This window comes from Pedobacter sp. B4419 (assembly GCF_059693725.1).
This window is the reverse complement of record NZ_JCASSL010000002.1, coordinates 600,701-619,938: the sequence shown is the minus strand read 5'-3', so window position 1 is coordinate 619,938 and position 19,238 is coordinate 600,701. Positions and strand designations below refer to the sequence as shown.

At 40.6% G+C, this 19,238-nt stretch carries 15 protein-coding genes; all 15 read left to right on the top strand.

Features of this window, described 5'->3' with window-relative positions:
* Positions 1–33: 33 nt before the first annotated feature.
* The 15 genes from tssR (at position 34) to AC570H_RS14215 (ending at position 19,087) form a co-directional block, all read left to right on the top strand.
* The gene (tssR, locus tag AC570H_RS14285) at positions 34–2,412 is read left to right on the top strand and encodes a type VI secretion system protein TssR domain-containing protein (RefSeq protein ID WP_497355942.1); all 2,379 of its coding nucleotides are present in this window, start codon (positions 34–36) and stop codon (positions 2,410–2,412) included.
* A gap of 2 nt (positions 2,413–2,414) precedes the next feature.
* On the top strand, positions 2,415–4,928 hold the full coding sequence (locus tag AC570H_RS14280; RefSeq protein ID WP_497355940.1) for an ATP-dependent Clp protease ATP-binding subunit: 2,514 nt from the start codon (positions 2,415–2,417) through the stop codon (positions 4,926–4,928).
* A 68-nt stretch (positions 4,929–4,996) separates the two neighbouring features.
* On the top strand, positions 4,997–5,443 hold the full coding sequence (locus tag AC570H_RS14275) for a hypothetical protein (RefSeq protein WP_497355938.1): 447 nt from the start codon (positions 4,997–4,999) through the stop codon (positions 5,441–5,443).
* Positions 5,444–5,469: 26 nt separating this feature from the next.
* Complete coding sequence (locus AC570H_RS14270; RefSeq protein WP_497355936.1) at positions 5,470–6,858, top strand: DUF5458 family protein; 1,389 nt, start codon at positions 5,470–5,472, stop codon at positions 6,856–6,858.
* Positions 6,859–6,992: 134 nt separating this feature from the next.
* Complete coding sequence (locus tag AC570H_RS14265; RefSeq protein ID WP_497355934.1) at positions 6,993–7,565, top strand: NAD(P)H-dependent oxidoreductase; 573 nt, start codon at positions 6,993–6,995, stop codon at positions 7,563–7,565.
* Between the two features lie 298 nt (positions 7,566–7,863).
* Positions 7,864–8,259, top strand: coding sequence for a type VI secretion system tube protein TssD (gene tssD, locus AC570H_RS14260; RefSeq protein WP_497355932.1), 396 nt, complete (start codon positions 7,864–7,866; stop codon positions 8,257–8,259).
* A 65-nt stretch (positions 8,260–8,324) separates the two neighbouring features.
* A complete protein-coding gene (gene tssD, locus AC570H_RS14255; RefSeq protein ID WP_497355930.1) occupies positions 8,325–8,720 on the top strand; it encodes a type VI secretion system tube protein TssD in 396 nt (131 codons plus the stop codon).
* A gap of 552 nt (positions 8,721–9,272) precedes the next feature.
* Positions 9,273–11,114, top strand: coding sequence for a type VI secretion system Vgr family protein (locus tag AC570H_RS14250; protein WP_497355928.1), 1,842 nt, complete (start codon positions 9,273–9,275; stop codon positions 11,112–11,114).
* A 2-nt stretch (positions 11,115–11,116) separates the two neighbouring features.
* Positions 11,117–11,290 (top strand): hypothetical protein, encoded by a 174-nt coding sequence (locus AC570H_RS14245; protein ID WP_497355926.1) that lies wholly within the window; start codon positions 11,117–11,119, stop codon positions 11,288–11,290.
* Positions 11,287–12,330, top strand: coding sequence for a DUF2931 family protein (locus tag AC570H_RS14240; RefSeq protein WP_497355924.1), 1,044 nt, complete (start codon positions 11,287–11,289; stop codon positions 12,328–12,330). The genes AC570H_RS14245 and AC570H_RS14240 overlap by 4 nt, the downstream gene beginning before the upstream one ends.
* A 1-nt stretch (position 12,331) precedes the next feature.
* The gene (locus tag AC570H_RS14235; RefSeq protein WP_497355922.1) at positions 12,332–13,765 is read left to right on the top strand and encodes a T6SS phospholipase effector Tle1-like catalytic domain-containing protein; all 1,434 of its coding nucleotides are present in this window, start codon (positions 12,332–12,334) and stop codon (positions 13,763–13,765) included.
* An 11-nt stretch (positions 13,766–13,776) separates the two neighbouring features.
* Positions 13,777–14,703 (top strand): hypothetical protein, encoded by a 927-nt coding sequence (locus AC570H_RS14230; RefSeq protein WP_497355920.1) that lies wholly within the window; start codon positions 13,777–13,779, stop codon positions 14,701–14,703.
* Between the two features lie 25 nt (positions 14,704–14,728).
* On the top strand, positions 14,729–15,214 hold the full coding sequence (locus tag AC570H_RS14225) for a DUF4280 domain-containing protein (RefSeq protein ID WP_497355918.1): 486 nt from the start codon (positions 14,729–14,731) through the stop codon (positions 15,212–15,214).
* A gap of 1 nt (position 15,215) precedes the next feature.
* Positions 15,216–18,134 carry a hypothetical protein gene (locus AC570H_RS14220; protein ID WP_497355916.1) on the top strand — a complete coding sequence of 973 codons (2,919 nt, stop codon included), beginning with the start codon at positions 15,216–15,218 and terminating at the stop codon, positions 18,132–18,134.
* Positions 18,113–19,087, top strand: coding sequence for a hypothetical protein (locus AC570H_RS14215; RefSeq protein WP_497355914.1), 975 nt, complete (start codon positions 18,113–18,115; stop codon positions 19,085–19,087). Before AC570H_RS14220 ends, AC570H_RS14215 begins: the two co-directional genes overlap by 22 nt.
* Positions 19,088–19,238: the final 151 nt, after the last annotated feature.

The window sequence follows — 19,238 nt, the reverse complement described above, 5'->3', positions numbered from 1 at the left end:
AAAACAAAGATTTCAACCCAAGCGATCCACATTATGAAAAGATATTTTGCACTCTCTATACTGATGCTTTTAGGATTTCAATCCGTACAGGCGCAATCTCCACTTTCCTTTAGTAGAAAGGTAAAATATATGCCAAAAGCCTATGAAAGACCAGCCGAAAGCATAAATATTAACGACAACTCAAGCAACAGCAGCCTGCCATGGATCGTATTTTCCGACAGATCGGATAATTTTACAACCACCGCACCTGGTGGTAGCTTAATCATGAAGAAATTGAACTTCATGGAACCTTTTTATGTATCGAAAGAAGAAAACGGTTACCTAAAGCTGATCAAGTACAAAGCTGGAATGGTAAGGGGCAGAAAGATAAACGACAAAAAAAGCGCAATCAGCTATGGCTGGATCCCCAAATCCAAGCTCCTGTTATGGCAGCGTTCGTACTCTAACCAAAAAACCGGATATCCTCAAAAAGCATTGGGTATTATCAATGGAAAAAATCCACTAACCGAACCTAGGTTTTATTATGACAATACCGATTCTATTTTGGTTTACAATACGCCAGAACTTAAAGACAAGCGAACAAAAATTCGCCTGCATGAAATTGCTTACATATTTAAAAAATCGGAAGACGGAAAAACTTACCTGGTTGGTTCTGATGATCAGCTAGTGGCAGATACCGCATTGAAAAGCATTTACGGATGGGTTTCTGCAGAAGCCATTCATGGTTGGGGAGATCGACTATACATCGTATCGAGAACACCGGGCAATTATGACAGCGACGATTCTACCTCATTGGCAATGAGCAAAGGCTTTGCCGTTGATAGGCAATTCAGCATCGATCCCTTATTGCCTTCAAGCAATATCATCCTCAGAAGCTTGCCTGTAATTGACGATAATACCGGCACTTATGCCGTTGGAGTTGCCAATGATGTGTACAACAAAAAAGATAATAAGATTTTAACTATTAACGGTTCGTCTTTATCTTATCAGGACTATTTGGATTTAAGAAAAAACAAATCGAAGATCAATGTCGTTTTTGTAGTAGATGGCGGAAGTGCGATGACCAAATATTATTCAGGATTGACCAATACCATACAGTCGTTTGAAAACCTGTTTGGCAGCTTCGATCCGCAAAAAACAATTTCATACGGAGGTGTGGTGTATAGAGGCGCTACGGGTTGTTTTGCCCAAGGAATTTATACCAGCACCATAAAAAATGATTATAGACAATTAATGTCGTTTTTCGCTACACAGACAGCCAGCGTAAGCCGCTGTGATGGACAACCGAACGAACAGCCGGTACTACAGGCGGTAAAGGCAGGTTTAGATTTGTTTAAAGGCAAAAAGAACCAAACTAACCTTATTGTATTGATCGGAAGTACAGGGAATAGTGGTGGCACAAACAATTACCTAATTAATGAACTGAGCGAGCAGATAGGCCTTGCAGATGCGAGGATTTTAGCGCTTCAGGTTTACAGTGATTTTGACCAGACCTTCAATAACTTTGTTATCCAGTCTAGAAAGCTGGTTTCCGAATCAGCCATCAAAGCAGCCGAATTCCGTAAAGGTACCATGGTAAAAGGCGAAGGTCTTAAGAATTTTCAGCCTTATAACACTTCTTTGCAGGACTCGATTTCTTACTACCTCGATTATCCAAATAACAGCTTAATCCAGGGCGGGGTTGTATTTCCAACCAAAGGATCGGTTAATTCCAATCAAAGCATGACCATCGCCTTGCGTCGCTTCTTAAGACAAACCAATCAGGATATCTATTCGCAGACAAGTTCTTTAGACAGTGCTTTTAGGTTGACCGGAATTTCGCATAAAAACCTAAGTCCATATGTGGAAGCATTATTGCCAAAGCCGATTACAGAAGAGGTTGCCGACCATATGCCACATAATGCATTCAAATATTATTCAGCGGCCAACTTTTCTCCAGATGTGGTGAAAAACAATCCAGGCAACTTGCAGTATGCACTTGTTTTAAATGCAATGGAATACAAGCAGATTATGGATGTATTCTCGCAGATGTTGGGCGAAAACCTGCAGCAAGATCAGTCTTCTTTTAGGAAAAAACTAGTTAAAAACTATACGCTGATCCCTAAACAGTTACTTGGGCTCAAAATTTCGTCGGGTGATATCAAATCGATGACTCTAGCCGCATATATCAAGTTGGTGACTGGACTTCCAATTAATAACGAGCTTTTAAACCAATCTACGGTTGCTGATTTAAAGAACGATTCGAAAATGCCGTTGCCACAATTTGAAAATTACATCAAGTTATTGGCGCAGTCTGTGCAGCAAATTAAACGGGCCACCCAAATAGAACAGCAGTTTATCTCAAACGGCAAAACTTATTACTACATTACCGAAAGCAATTTCAATCCTGCACCTCAGGTTAAAACAAATTAATTATGGCGATAACTAATTTAAGCGAATCGGTAAAAACGGCAATCCATGTTGCTCAGTCGCTGGCAAAAGAGTATGGAAATGCCACGTTTACCCCAGCGCATCTGCTTAAAGGACTGATGCATAAAGACGTTGGACTGCGGGCCTTCCTTACTTCTATCCAAAAAGATGAAGAATACATCAGTGAATGGGCGGAAGTGCGCATAGACGAATTGGGCAAGTCGGCCAATGTTGACGATACTGTAAAAGGCTCGCCAGAAATTGCGGCCATCTTTGAAGAAGCCGACAATGTGCGAATCAAATTGGGGCTAGACCTGATTACGCCGGTTTGCGTATTGACCGCTATTGCCAAACCTGGTGTAGGTTTTCAGGCCGATCAGCTCAAATCTTTTCCGATCAAGGAACGGGAGATATTAGATCTTTACGTAAAGGATGAGGAAATTAGTCGCGTGGTATCGCCCAATCAGCAACAAGAAACAACAGAAGGTAAAAGTACGGGCAATGCCCTTTATAAATATTGTTTAGACCGCCTACAAATGGTTCGCGATGGGAAAACGGACGAGATCATTGGCCGCGATAAGGAAACGCGGATGATGATGGAAATCCTGTGCCGCAGAACGAAACCTAATGTGATCCTAACAGGAGATGCAGGTGTGGGCAAAACAGCCATTGTTGACGGCTTTGCACACGATGTGGTAGACAAAAAAGTTCCAGAAAGCCTGAAGGATATCCAGCTCTTTGAATTGGATTTGGGTGCGCTGATTGCCGGTGCATCGTATAAAGGCGAGGTAGAAGACCGGTTAAAAAACATCATCAAGGAAATCAAGCAGTTTGATAAGGCGATTTTGTTTATCGACGAAATCCACACCCTTTTGGATAGCAAAGGACCAGTTGGCTCTGGCATAGGAAACCTGCTGAAACCTGAACTGGCCCGTGGAGAAATTACGGTGATCGGTGCAACAACGATGGATGAATATCGAAAGATTATCGAACCCGAACAGGCTTTTAACAGACGCTTTGAAGTGCTTCAGGTAAATGAGCCAAATGAAGAAAGCACCCTGAAAATGTTGCAGAAGCTATCACCTAAATATGAAAAGCACCATCAGTTAGAAATTGATGCCGATGCATTGGTTGATTGTGTTCGCCTGGCTAAAAGATACCTCAAAGATAGACGTTTGCCTGACTCAGCATTCGATTTGCTGGACAGGACCATGGCGGCCATGAAAATGATGAACGATACCTCAGATCAGGTGATCGAAACACTCGAAAGTGACTTGGCCACACTTAAGACAGCAGAAGGGAACGAGGGTACAAAACTGGCCGATTATAAATGGCAGCTTTCGTTGCTTCAAAATAAATTAAGCCCTGTGCTTTTGGGCAGGCTAACAGACGAAACACAAACCGATGCCTTCGAAACGATCGAAGAATTTGATGTCTATATCAGTAAAAGCCTTGAAGAACTCAAGATTTTTGCAGCCGATAAAAGCAATCGGATCAGTAAGCAAGACATTGCATCGGTAGTAGCTTATAAAACCGGAATTCCAATGGGCAAGCTCCAAGCCGGAGAAAAGGAAAAACTCCTTAACATGGAGCAATACCTGAAAAAGCGGGTGGTAGGTCAAGATCAGGCATTAAAGGCCGTTTCGGATGCGATTTTGGAATCGAGAAGCGGACTCAACAAAAAGGGTCAGCCTATTGGGTCGTTCTTTTTGCTTGGTCCTACCGGAACAGGTAAAACCGAATTGGCCAAGTCAATTGCAGAATTTCTGTTCAATGATGAAAAGGCCATGATTCGTTTCGACATGTCCGAATTTAAGGAAGAACACAGCGCCGCATTGCTTTATGGCGCGCCTCCGGGCTATGTGGGTTACGAGGAAGGTGGTTTATTGGTGAACAAAATCCGCCAGCAACCTTACTCCGTACTGCTTTTTGATGAAATCGAAAAGGCCCACCCATCGGTATTTGATACCTTTTTGCAAATTTTGGATGAGGGTCATATGCACGATAGGCTAGGAAAAGAAGGCGATTTTAGCAATTCGCTGATTCTTTTTACCTCTAATATTGGCAGCGAGTGGATTGCAGAACAAATCAACAAGTCTTCTATTCCAACCTCAAACCAATTGATGGAAGTAATGGCTGGTCATTTTAGACCGGAATTCCTGGCCAGGATCTCAGAAATTGTTCCTTTTGCGCCAATAAGCGAGGCCAATGTGGTGAACATTTTCGATATCCAGCTGAGAAGCCTCATCGAATCATTGAACAAAATGGGCATTACATTTGAAATTGAAGATGATGCCAAAAAAATGATCGCATTGGATGGCTTTACGCCAAAATATGGTGCCAGACAATTATCGGCAGTGATTAGAAACCTCTTGCGCAGGCCCATCTCCAAATACATTATTTCTGGCGAACTAAAAAAAGGCGCCAAAATTATTGTGAGCAAAAATAGTAAAGAACAAAAGCTGGATTGGAAAATAGTTGCGCCCGATCCTGTTGTTTTGGAACAATATTTGAAATAAACCGTTAATTATTAAATGAATAGACGCCCAAAATTTATCATACTTATTAACCCTTAAACCTACATACTATGTTTAATTATGAAATTGGTGGTAACGAAAGAAAAATTGATACCTCTGAAGCCTTTGCAGATATTGCCTATAATAAAACCCTTTTTGTACAAAAATTAACCGATAACGAGCCCATCAAGCCAGAAAAAGTAGAAGGCTTGAAAACCGTTGACGAGGTTTTTGAACACTTTAAACCAAATGTGAAGGTCGCATTCGAAAAACAAGATGGCTCAACGGTTTCAGAAAACCTGCATTTCAACCATATGGGCGATTTTGGTGTAAAAAGCATGATCAACCAGAGCAATTATCTGACCAATGTAAACATCGAAAGAGAAATGTCGCTCAATGTGATCAAGCAGCTTAAATCCAACAAAACATTAAAAGCTACCCTAGATGATGAGGAAACTAAAACTGCCTTCATCAATGCCTTGAAAAACTTTGTTGACGAACTAGAGCAAAACAAATAATCGAGAACCACTGTAAAACCTAAAATATGGCAACCCCTCAAGAAGAACAAATTAACCAGAATAATTCGCAGCCAGGTTTTAAACCAGCTGATGAAAAAACAGCAAAAAAGACCTCTCTAAAAGATAATTTAGAAAAATTAGCAAGAGTTGGTGGTTTTGATTTATTAGAAGCTACCGTTGATGGTCTGCAAAACCTTAATCCCGAAAGAAAAGCCAGAAAACAGATCTTTTTAACGGGCGATGAGAAGAAAAAAGAAAGAGAAGAACTGAAGAAAAAGATCCAGCTTTGGATTGATGTGCTCGAATCGTCGACTTCTGTTGCCGATATGGTAGAGCAAAGCACAAACAAGCTGAATGCTGCCGAAGAAAACCTAAATAAGAACATTGCTACAGCATTGGAAAGCTCCAGGGAGCTGGAACAAGCTTACCGTACCGTGCATTTGTTCTATAAAAATACAGAATCCGACAAGCTGAAAAATGTGGTGGTTTTAAATGCCTCAATGGATCAGATCAAAGATTTGGATAATCCGCGTTTCATCGAATATGTGGACAATGAATTGAAGCAGAACTATGATCGACTGGATTTACGCCAAAACTATTCGTTAATGGTGGTGCCTGGTTATATGGGCTCTAATAAGGTAATCGAGCGTTGGGGTAAAATTGCGCACAGCAACAAGGCGATGCTCGTTACGGATTTTGCTGATCTTGATCAGCCAGATGATGTACTTGACCTATTCACTGCTGCGAACTTAACAGGTGCAGATGCTTTTCGCTCAAACGTAATCATGACCTGTAACTGGCTTGTTGGTCGTGGCAAAATTGCCGAGGTTGGCGAAGAAGACGATTTAACCGTTCCGGGTTCAGCAGCACTTGCAGGTAAAATGTATTATACCTTAATGTCGCAGGTAACTGCCGGTAAAAAACATGGTGCAATGAATGAGGTAGATGGAGTGAAATTCGATCTGAAGAAAAGTGAAATCTCTCACTTGGAGCGTGTTGGATTGGTGCCAATGGTAAACGAATACGGTAAGGTAATGGCTTTCTCGGCTAAAACATTGTTTAACGGTGATAATATTGGCTTGCAGACTTACTCTGTAGTACGTGTTTTCGATTACATCACCAAAGTATTGTTCGATTTCTTGAACAGAAGGGCTTTTGAAAACTGGACCTCAAAAACCGAACAGGACTTAAGGGGACAGATCGTTAAGTTTTTAGATGGAATTCAGGGTGCCGACCGCTTGATAGAACGATTCAAGATCATGCGTTTTGAGCGAGATGAACAGCAAAAAGACAGGATCCACTTGGATATCCACATCACGCCTTATTTTCCGGCTAAAAGTTTTGTAGTAAAACTAGATGGCCATAAAGGCGAAGATGAGACCACTACCTGGGCATCAGAATATAATCAGCAATAATCTAATCAATAAAATAGCATTACAATCAAACCCGACCTCATCGTCGGGTTTTTTTGTGCCAAGCTATGGGCTATTAACAAAAACTTTATAATTTTGTAACACATCTATTACTTCAATAGCTAAAAAATCTATAAATGAAGCGAATACTTATCCTGAATGGGGATATAGAAAAAAAGTTGTCTACTAGTGTTTTGATCAATGCCTATAAAAAAGGGGCTGAAAGTGCTGGTGCAACTATTAAGGAGCTTGCCATTATAGATATGATCTTTAATTCAAACAAGCTGTTTAACAATAGACAAATAGCAGAACTCGAACCAGATTTGCAAAAGGCACTGGCTGCCATAAGAGAATCGAATCATGTGGTATTGTTTTGTCCAGTTTATGTAGACCATATTCCGGCAAAGGTGAAGGGTTTTTTCGATAGGCTGTTTATGCCCGATCAGGTTTTCAGCAATCCTTCGCAAGGACTCAATAATAATTTCAGCGGCAAGTCTGGGCGTATCGTGTCTATATTGGACGAGGCTACATTTAAAGAATGGAAAGCCAACAAGAAAACAACCTATCTCTCTATCAAAAAGAACGTTTTCGAAAAATGCCGCATCAATCCGGTGCTGTCTAATACCATCGGGGAGCTCCATTCATTGGATAACCACTATAGCCAAAAATGGGTGGCTAAAATGGAAAAATTCGGAATGCAGCTGATTTGATATTTCGGTGTCTGTTTTTTGATACTTGGTGTTCGTGCCAACCGACATTTTCCTTAAAATTAAACAATGCCAATTTTTATGAAAAGGCCAAGATGGGAAAGATATGCTTACTCTCTTTTGGTGTGCTTTTTTTTTCGTGCAATTAATCTTCGTTTGGTTTAGCAATAAGGGGTTTTTTAGCTCTTTATTTTCTTGGATATAAGCATAGTAGTTAAGTTTTTGGCTTGATATTTGGTCGATAATTGAACCAGCGGATGCTGTTTTATTAATCAATTTTTCACCTTAAAATTTTAAAACTATGGCTTTCAAAGCTAGATTAAATTTTTCAGGCAAGGAGTACGATGTGCTCCATTGTGCCTATTCGTTAAACCGCGATGTAGATGCTAAAGGAAGACCTTCTTCCGGAGTTTACGGCGGTACCATTGACATTGAGATCGAATCCACTGAGGATACCTCAATCATCGAAGCGATGGTAAACAACCAATACAAACCAATTACGGGAAATCTTCTGATCAAGAAAACGGAAGAAGATGCAAAAATGAAAGAAGTCCTATTCGAAGACGGCTACATTGTTAAATATTCCGAAGGAATAAACATTGTAGGCGATCATCCGATGACCCTGAAGTTTCAAATTTCGGCGAGAAAGCTTAAACTTGGAAATGCAGAGCATTTAAACGATTGGCCAAAGGCCTGATAGGCTGGGCATAAGCCCGATTTTATCAAAATTATTCATTTTTAACATTCAAAAAACGTAATACAATGGCATTTAAAACCAGATTAACTTTAGGATCAAAAGAATTTGATGTCCTTCAGTGCAGCTTTTCATTAAACCGCGATGTTGACGCAAAAGGTCGTCCTTCTTCAGGTGTATATGGTGGAACAATCAACATCGAAATCGAATCGACAGAAGATACTTCGGTTATCGAATCAATGGTAAACAACCAGTACAAACCACAATCAGGTTCAATCATCTTCAAAAAAGGCGAAGAAGATGCAAAAATGAAAGAATTGACTTTCGAAGATGGATATATCATCCAATACAATGAAGGTATTGCCGTAAATGACAATACACCAATGACTTTAAGTTTCGTAGTATCAGCCAGAAAGCTGAAGCTGGGCAACGCCGAGCACGAAAACGATTGGCCAAAGGCATAAGAATAGCATGGGGCGTAGGGTTACGCCCCATTGTTTAACCAATATAAACAGGGCAACTGTTGCATTTTTCCACACATTGTAGAGAAAGTCTACACATGCTATCCTGATTAAAGAAGCGTAATTTTTTTCAAAAAAATAATAGGCTACATTAAAGACGGTTGGCTTTTTGATTTTGTTGCATGCACAATAAAATGGAGACTGTAGCAAGTGCCCTATTGATTTGCGAATTAAGTTTGTTGCCTAAGCCAGTAAATTATTGCCTGGCTTTTAGCACGAATAATGACTAATCATGGTGATCGGATAGCTGCAGCATATGGATGCCTATTCCTGCAAATAAATTCGGTTAACCTTTAATAATGCTCAAAAATATTTAAAACGCTTTTAGCACTCTTTAATCCGACAGAAACGCTTGCAAATAAACATCCAGCCTCGATCGGGAAGATTTCTAGTGTGAGCTAGAATTAAAGCTGTTATAAAAATGATATTTGAATAGGCTTAGATTTTCTTTAGTTGCCCAATGTAGGCTTGCTAGAGGAAATAAACTCGTCAATTATGGAACGGAAACTCATAACAGAGATCAATATAGAAAATAAGGCGATTACCCATTTTGCCTCTTTCAGCCTGAAACAATCTTTCAATAACCATCACTATTTCGAATTGTGCTTTAACCATGACCAAATGGGACTGCCTGGTTTGATTACGCTTGATGACAGTAGGGAGTTTGTAGGCAAAACATTTACCGCATCTTTTGGCTATTCCAATGACAGTCTGCAGAACTTTACAGGAATTGTAACCAAAGTAGAGCTTTCGCAAAAACATGGCTACCATGGCGTGCTCATAGTTAGCGGTTATAGCCCTACTATTTTAATAGACCGTGGCGCCGACTTGGGTTCTTATTTAGACAAAACCCTTGATGATATTGTGAAGCTTGCCTGTAAGGACGTTGCTGAAAACGACCTGAACATTGTAAGCAAAGCGACCCGAAAAACGCCAATTGATTATTTAATCCAGTACAGGGAGAGCGACTTCGAATTTTTGAATAGGCTTTCGGGCCAATATTTCGAGTGGTTCTTTTACGATGGAACAAAACTCAATTTTGGTAAGCCTGATGAACAAAAGGAACTGACGCTTTACTACGGTCGCGACGTTAACCATCTTCAATATGCAATTGAAGTGGCGCCGATCAATAAAAAGAGATTTTTTTACGACCCTAAGCAAGATGAAATACTAGCCGGCCAAAGCACAGGAAAGGTGCAGGGTTCATCAGAAGACCTTAGCCATGTGGTAAAGGCATCAAACGCTGTTTACAGCAAAACCTTTAACCAGCCATCGTCCATCCGTTTGGATAATGGCGACGAGATGAAGGATTATGTAAGCAATGAAGAAAAAGCCAATGTAAGCGAATTGCTGAAAATTAATGCCACCGGCGATAATGCCGCGCTGGCCATTGGAACCATTGCCGAAATCAACATGAGCCTAAGACAGGAAATGGCCTTCAATACACAAAGTATGGGCAAATTTCTGGTCACCAGCATCCACCATGAAATTGATGGCTTAAACAGGTATAAAAATTCTTTTGAAGGCTTGGTTTCTACCACAGAACGCTTATTGGTAAAGAATTTCAAACAGCCCAATCCCGAGATGCAGCTTGCCGATGTGATTGATCATGAAGATCCGAAAAAACAAGGCCGTATCAAGGTTAAGTTCAAATGGGAATGTTCAACAAATGATGTAACCGAGTGGCTCAGGGTAATGACCCCAAGTGCAGGTACAGGCGATCGCGGATCAAACAGGGGCTTTTTTGCCGTTCCAGAAATCGGCGACCAGGTTGTGGTTGGTTTTGAAGAAGGAAATGTAGCCAGGCCAGTAGTAATGGGAAGCGTGTATAACAGCAGCAATGTAGACAGCAGTCCACAAATTGTGAACCACCTCAAAAGCTTAACTACGCGTAGCGGGCACCTCATAGAATTTGATGATAACGAGAGCTCGCAAGGGATCAAGATTACCGATATGCACGCCAATATCATCCATATCGATACCAATGGCAACAATATTACGATTACGGCACTCGAAAATATGAGCTTGAATTGCAAGAACATGCAGATCAACGTGCAGGAAAACATGACGCTGCAGGTTGGGGAAAACCAATCTACAAACGTTGGAAAAGACATTGCAACAACCGCTGGAAATAATTATTCGCTGAGTGCAGCAGGCGATGTTTCCGAGGCATCAAACAATAGAACAGAACTGGCAACGAAGGACTTTAAAAGAACTTCGGAAACCTCAAACGAAGTTGCTTCCGAAATCAGCCTATTTAGTGCAAAAGAGAATATGACCATGCAAAGTGGCAAGATTGTAGAACTAAACAGTGCAGAAAAATCTAACCTCTTCTAGTTATGGCAATCATCAAGCAGGCTAAGAATATCAGTATTGAGGTGATCCAAAAATACGAACTCCGTGTTGGCGTGAAATTGGAAAAAATAGCCCAGGTTATGAATGTCGAGGCTACTTCACGAAATTTATCGTTGGCCAGCAACAAAAAAATTGTATCAAGTGGCAACAAATCATGAGATTAAAAAAAAACAGGTATGTATTGCTTTCGTTTATTTTATTGGCGATAACCAGTTGCAAAGGACAAAAAATGGAAGAAAAATTTAAATGGACGGGAACCGTTTCGGCGCCGCAAGAATATCCGGTCGAAGTATATGAAGGTGCAATCATTGCATCGGATTTTACTTATGGCTTTGACGCCATTTGGGGAACGCAAAATACTGGATGGGGCAATTTGGGTGGCGTAATGAGTGTGGAGCAGGAACAGATGGAAGCACCTGATTCATTAGATTTTACTTGGTTCTCGATCGTAGAAAAGAAATTTTATACTGGCGAATGGAAATTGGATAAGGATAAGATTGCAAGGCTCTTCCGCGAAGGCTTTATAGACGATGTGACCAAAAAAAAGGATACCTATAACCTGATCAAAATAGGTTTGGCCCCCAAAGGAAAAGTTGTGGTGTGGCTAAGCGGTGCAGGTTTCCAGACTGAGGTTGGCTCGTTCGAAGCGAGAGACACCACCATTACCAAAGACATGGCTTATGATAACGCCAAATACATGTTTAACGAAGGTTATGTAGAACGTACGCTAACCAACGATATGATCATGAAGCCCGAAATCAAAGCCAGAATAGCAGCGAAAGGGTATCCCAATCCCGGTATTTACGAACAATATCGAGTAAAATACAATTGGCGCCCCAAACTCGAGCTACCTGAGGGTGGAAAGTCTCTGCTCGTTTATTATAGCTTTTTAAATGGGGAGGAAGAAAACCGCTTCGGAGAAGATTTGGTGAAAAACGAGTACAGCAACAGGGCTTGCCCTAAGGTCATCTCTTTGGTGTGGCAAGATGCAAATGGAAAGAAAAATGGACTCGCTGTACAGCCTTTTGATGAACAGGAAGTAATGGAGGCTTTCCATACTTTAGGCACGGCATCGCCAATTGATTTAATTATCAAGATAAGTGCAGACCACAAAAGCGCAAAGGTGTCGGTAGCAAACCAAAACAAAGAAATTCCGTTAAACAAAGGTAATATTGAAATAAGTGAAAATTTGAATTGATATGACTAGCGTTAAACTCAATAATTATACGCCACCGAATAATTTAGTCAAAACTTTCGACTTGAATTTTGGTATTTTTTTCGACGGCACTAAAAACAACAAGACCAATAGCGACCAAAGAGTTGCTTTTGAAAAAGGGAAGGGAGGTGCTGCTTATGCCAAGTACGGAACAGAAGAAGATAGCAGCTACCAAAACGACTGGTCAAATGTGGCTCGTCTTTGGAGTACTTACGATAAGAGTAAATGTGTTTATATAGAAGGAATTGGAACCGAAGACAAACAAGAAGATAGTTCTATGGGCTATGCTTTTGGTACAGGTACAACAGGAATTAGAGGCAAAGTAAGGAAAGGTTGCGCAGAGCTGATAAAATTGATCAAGCCTTTAATGAAATCGTCTAATAACGCAAAACTGGGCTATTTAACGCTCGATGTTTTTGGGTTTAGCCGAGGTGCTGCAGCAGCCAGAAATTTTGTGTACGAGATTGGCAAAGCGGCCTATAAACATAAAATGATATTTATTCCGGATTCGCCACCATTGATTACAGATGACGATGGCTATTCTACCACGCTTGATGTATTGCCGGCAGGCGGCCATTTTGGCTTGCTGCTTTCTGAGGCAGGAATAAAAATCGAACTCAGGCAAATCAAGGTAAGGTTTTTAGGGATTTTCGATACTGTTTCTTCTTATTCGAAGAACTTTAGTGTTAGCCCTAATTTTAACGACGTTAAGGAATTGCACCTCAACGAAATAGGCAGAGCCGAAACAGTAATCCATTTCACTGCCGAAAACGAACATCGAAAAAACTTCTCGCTCACCCATACCCACGTTGGTAAGGAAAAAAGTTTCCCCGGCGTGCATAGCGATATCGGAGGAAGTTACATGACCGGACCCGAATGTGTGAAAGAACTGGAAACCTCATGGACCTTCAAAAGCAATCTTGACGATTTTAAAAAGAAACTGATTGATGAAGGCTGGTACAAGGAACATGAGCTGAGCATAAAGGGAGGCAACCTTTACTGGGCGCTTCAGGGCGATCGCACGCTGCAAAAAGAATACAGTTATATCCCTTTGCAGTTTATGGCCAAGTATGGCAAGGACAAAGGTTTGCCAATCGATTTGTCTGGATTGGAAAATGATAAATACAGCATCAAAAACGATTCATTTTTAGTTGGGATAAAGGCCAGACTCCACGACTATGTGATGGGCAATGGCCAACCCTATACGTTCAAAAGCCTGGCTTCGATTGATGCAAAATATAAGGGTGCAAAAATACCCGAACAACGTTATGCCGATTACCAAAGAGAAAAAAAGGAACGCGAAGATTTGAAGAAGCTGCGTAATAAATATCTCCATTGGTCGGCTACAAAAGTAAACGCTTATGGGGTTGTACAGCCTATGGCTCCAAACTCGGATGGTAAACGGGTTTACTATTGATGCTTGTGCTTATGGAAACGTTAAAATCGGTAATCGACCCCATTGCATTCAGCCCTAAGCCAAAAAGCAATCGCAGCTATGGCGTTAGCATCAAATATTTTGATGGCGAAGCACAAGAGCCGAATAAAAGATTGGATTTCCAAATCCATCTAAGGGTGGATCAATATCGGGATCTGCCAAATACCTGGCAGCTCTGTTTTAGCAAAGATGAGCTATACATTGACCAACATGAGCCAGATTTGGTTGCCGAGCAATTGGCAGCTAGGGCAATGAAAGTACTTTATCCAATTAAAGTTGATGTAAATGGTAAGAACGAACCGATTAGGGGTATTGCCAACCATAACGAAATAATAGAGCGGTGGGATAAAGAGAAGATCGAGATCCGAAACAAGTATGAAGGAGACTTTCTCGAAATGTTTATCGATAAGATGGAAAAGCAAATTGCCAATAAGAGAGTGCTCGAAGCTTCGTTGGAATACGATATGTTTTGGTCGGTTTTTTTCCATCCGCAATATGCTGCTTATGGAGGAAACAAAACAAAAGAGGCTGTTTTCGACTTCCCGATCATACCTTATTCCACTTATCGCTTTAAGGGAACGCAAACCCTGCAGGAGGCTTATACGGCTTACGATACGTACCAGGTAAATTTTGAAGCGGTTGAAAAGCTGCCGAAAACATTCGAAAAATTCGGGCCAAGCGCAAACATGAGGCTCGACGCACAGTTCGACTTGGACCAAACAGATGGGGTACTGAAACACGGCGTGGTAAACTGGGGCATTTATAGCTACGATGGCCAGGTTTGCCATAAACGCATCAGGTTTTCGGCTTATGAGATCGAGGACTTGGCGGCAAAGACGGCCACAATAGCACCGGCTCGGCAAGAGCTGAATGAAACTACAGCCCCAAAGAAAGGCTTTTGGGAGCGAATTTTAGGATAGGTATTGGCTTTAATCAAATACAGCTATGTCACAAAAAGAAATAATTGTTCAGGGAGCCGTTTGCCAATGTCAGTTTGGATTTCAAACCGACAAGCTGAAGGTATTAACGCAACAGAAGCATTATATTAATGATAAAGATGGAAGCGAGAAGCTAATTGCTTCACATGTGGATATCGGGATGACGTTTGAGAAAAACACCTTCGGGCAATGTAAGCTCCAGCCCTCTGGCGGAGGATACCTGCCCTGCATACCTGCATTAACCGAGTGGAAAGAGCAGTACAAAGATATGGTACTGATTAACGACGGCCAGGTGCTGGTAGAAGACAGCAAGGGCGTATGTTCCATTAGTGGCTCTCCGTGTATCTCTTTTGTGCAAACCGGCCAAAAAGGGCAACCCTCTCAACAAAACGCAGAAAATGCAGACGAAGAACAACAATCGCAGATCAATCCCTTGGTGAATCTAAAACAAATGGATATACCGTCGCCTTATGAACACTTAAACGCCAAGTAAGATGAAAAAAATCAGAAGTTGTTATTACGAAGTTAACGGTAAGAAATATGTTGTTGGCGACAATTCTGCAGTGTTGATGCAGATAGGGCAAGAGCATAAGTTTTTTGTGGATTTTGAAACCAATGAGAATTTTGATCCTGGTTTCGTACCTAAAAAAGAAACAGCCAGGGCTAAAGTAAAATGGGCGTATATTTTAAGTTATAATTTCTCTAAACTTGAAGCCAATAACGCCAAGCAAGATGTATGGGGCTATTTCATCAAGGAAAACGGTACAGTTCCGGTAAAGAAATACGGAATTGACAAAAACTATATCCAGGCAAATGAAATTTCTTTTTCTCCCACTTCTCAGGAAAAAGAGGTTTGGGAAGGCGTGGGGTATATGTTGCTTGTATTTGTGGATGACCCTGAGGATGGCATCGCTTTTCCTTTTATGACAGTGGAACAGGCTCCCAAAATCAGGGGACACTATTTTGATGAGCAAAAGAACATAGACAAAGATCCAGAAGTTGGAATTAATGATGGTTTTTATAATTACAATACCACCATCAAGCTGTATTTCTCTACCCACATGCTTCCCGTTGAGCTTCCTAAAGCCAGGACCAATCTTATTTCAGATGGCGTTAATGCAGATGTATCGGCACAATGGGAAGATTTGAGCCTTACTGTCGAACTAATGGATGATGCTTACGATCCCCAATCAACGGCCAGCACCGTGGCAAGGCCATACAACTGCGGGACGAATTATAAGTTTATCTTAGACAAGCCATTGGTTGAAGGCGAATTAAGCAAATACCGTACAGGCCAATCGGGTACAAACGCAAATATTAGTTTTGAATTGCCCATTACCATAGCATTGGATTGGAAGGATAAATTTCATACAGATCATAAGGCTTATCCCACAAAGAAGTATTATGTGATGCTGATCATTAAAAATAAAAAAAATGGCAAAATCTATGAATCTCTTCCCATAATAGGGAAATGGGTCGAGCCCGTTGATAATAAAATACAAGAAATGGCAACCAGCCATTTTTTCGCGGTAAAGTACAATAGCTTGGATGTAATCCTCAAGGAACTTGAAATTGCAAAGAACAACCAGATCCAATACATTGGTGATGTACAGTACAGCAGAAAAGAGTACGATCCTTGTGGCTATTCGATGATCGAAATCGCTGATGGAGCAGAGAAAGACAGAAAACCCTATGTTGTTTTCGACGAAAACAAACTGGCAGAAAGTGGAGATAAGACTAATCAGCCCTTCGATATTATTCGGGGCGACGCCAGAAAAGACGTCACGATTTCCTTAAAAGACCTCCATACCAAAAACGTAATGTGCGAAGGGGTAATGCTGCCTAAAAAACAAAAGCACAATGTGAAGGAAAATGTTTTCCTGATGAGCAGCGTGTTGGCGGCCAAAAGATTGGGAGACGATTTTGAAAGGGTGGAAGACAAGAGCCATAAAAAGCAGCTGCGAAGATCGGGCACCCAGGTAACCTCAGAAAACGAAAACGATACCGATGTGGTTGTTGACGAGCAAAAAACGGCAGCTGATGTAGAGAAAGTGCAAAATCTTGTTGCCGACACAGACTACGAATACGTAGGCGAAGACAAGCTAAAGCTCAAGCTTAAATATATTTACAACAAAAGCTATGATAATGCCATCCTCAAACTCATAGGCTACGAAATCGATGAGCAGTATTCTGCCGCCAACCTCAAAGTTAAAGAAGTAGCCTGGGTGGCCAGGTATATTTTTTGGAGAGATTATTATGTTCAACAGTATTTTGTGCCTGTATCAACTTGCAGGTACCCCAACCAATTGGTAAGAACAAGGGTTTTTCCTAATTTGGAATGGTGGGTTAATGTAAAATACGAGACGAAAGAACCAGTATATGTAAGGCAAACTCCTAATTACAAACATCGCGAGTTTTTTACGGAAAAGGGTCAAAATAAGAAGCTTAAAGAAGCCAGGGAAAAGGAAAAGGAAAAAAACTGGAAGATCAAAAAATATGAACTAGATTTTGAAGCCGGTTTTAAAATTGACGGTCAAGAGAATCCCCTAATTCCCGGAGATGGATTCCCGCTTTTAAATGCCATCAATTTCTTATTGAAGGCCTACGAAATATTTAAAGCAATTACTTTTGCCGATGAAGCAAAAGAAGGAGAGGCCGCTATTGGAACCGGAACTGCAAAAACTACAGATGGCTCGCCTTCCAGTAAAAAGATGGCGGCACGTTGGAAGCTGAGGAAAGGAAGGGGGCTGCCATTTAGAATAGAAGTGTCTACGCCCTCATTTAGTGGTGGCATACAAGGCAAGTTTGCCCAAAGTAAAACTAAACCAAACGAAATTGGAGCGTTTTATTTTTTAGAGTTTGCCGCCAAACCGCTTTTCGGAGTCAAAGGCGAATTAGATTTGTTGTTCTTTGCTCAGTTTATCGGGCCCATTGGCCAAGCGATGTATAGGCTGTCACAAATAGTAAAAAAAGTAAACTATCTGACTCTAGGAGCCGTAAGGATTGATTATTATATTAATGTAGGTGCAAAAGTTGATTTTAACGTGGAAGTTAAGGCGTTAGAATACCATAGTGTTGATGGTTGGGGTGGCGGTGAAGTGCAAGTCTATATTCCTATAGAAGTATATCTCAATGCAGGTGTTGATGTAAATGCGAGTATAGAAGGAATTGGTTCGGCCTCTGCCGAAGCACGTATCGAAGGAAAAGCCAAATTTGAGGTGAGGGCAACCCATGATAGAAGAAATAACAAATGTCCGGCCTTGATTACATTTGAAGGGCTGACCGGTAAAGTTTGGTTAAAGTTTAGTGCGAAAGACAAAACTAAACAAGACTCGGGAGAACCAGAAGACGAACCTGATCATAAATTCTCAATAATAGATCCTAAAGATCCATGGAAAATAGATATCATATAAAAATTAGTTTAGCAGTACTATCAATTCTAATGGTTTTTTGTAATTGCAAACAAAAAACACAAAATAAGATTAACCCCAACGCCGAAAAAATGGATATACAAGAAAGCGCTCCTTCAACAACAGGTAAAATAGGTTATGTAGCTCATGTTAATGCGCTATCTCCTTATGAACTTTATTTGGATGATATACTTATTGATTTCTATTACGGAAATAACATAAGCAATACAACCGAATTGAACCCTTATTTATTAGGAAATGGAAAACATACCTTAAAAATCAGGTTTCTTCCTAAAGAAGATTCAGCTGATCAAATGGTATTGCCAAAAGATATCATTTTTAATGAAACCGCAAGATGGCACGTTTATTTTTCCAAAATTGTTCCAGACAAAGATGCTGCTTTAGGCTATTCAAATAGTATAGATTATGCGAAAAGCGAGTTGAAGCTTCAAGCTCCTCCACAAAAAGTTCCTTTCTGGGAGCAAATTTGGGAGGTAGAGGTTAAAGATTTGCCTTATCAGGTAAAAGGCTGGAGTGAAAGTCAAGATTTGAAAAAAATTGATAAAGATGTCTTACGAAAAGAGGTAGTTGAATATTATTCTTATTTAAAAGATTTGCTCGATAAGGGAAAAATTGATGAATTCCTTAAATTGTGCAAAAAGGAAGATGAAGAATTGGACATTGTTACCTATACCACACCGGAGGATTCAAAAATCGATTATCAAAACAACAAAGAAAAAATGCTGAAACTATGCCCTGGAAATATGCAGCCTTTGGATAATAGTGAAATGAAAATTTATGGAAATGGCAAGTTAGTTACACTGCTTATACCCACTGGTAAGTACAAGAACTGGAATGCTTTGATGAGTAAAACACCCAAAGGAAGGGTAACAACTTGGGGAGCAATGCTGCATAAGCCTAAAGGCTCAACTACTTTCGAAATCATTAGAAAATAGCGCAAAAATAGAAACGAACCAAAAAGAATAAACAAAGGCCATTTCCAATTTCGGAAATGGCCTTTGTTGTATATGTTGTTTTTTGACTAAAAGAAAGCTCTGTTTGAATACTGGCTTAGCCTTAATGATTTCTTAACGAAAAGATAACCAA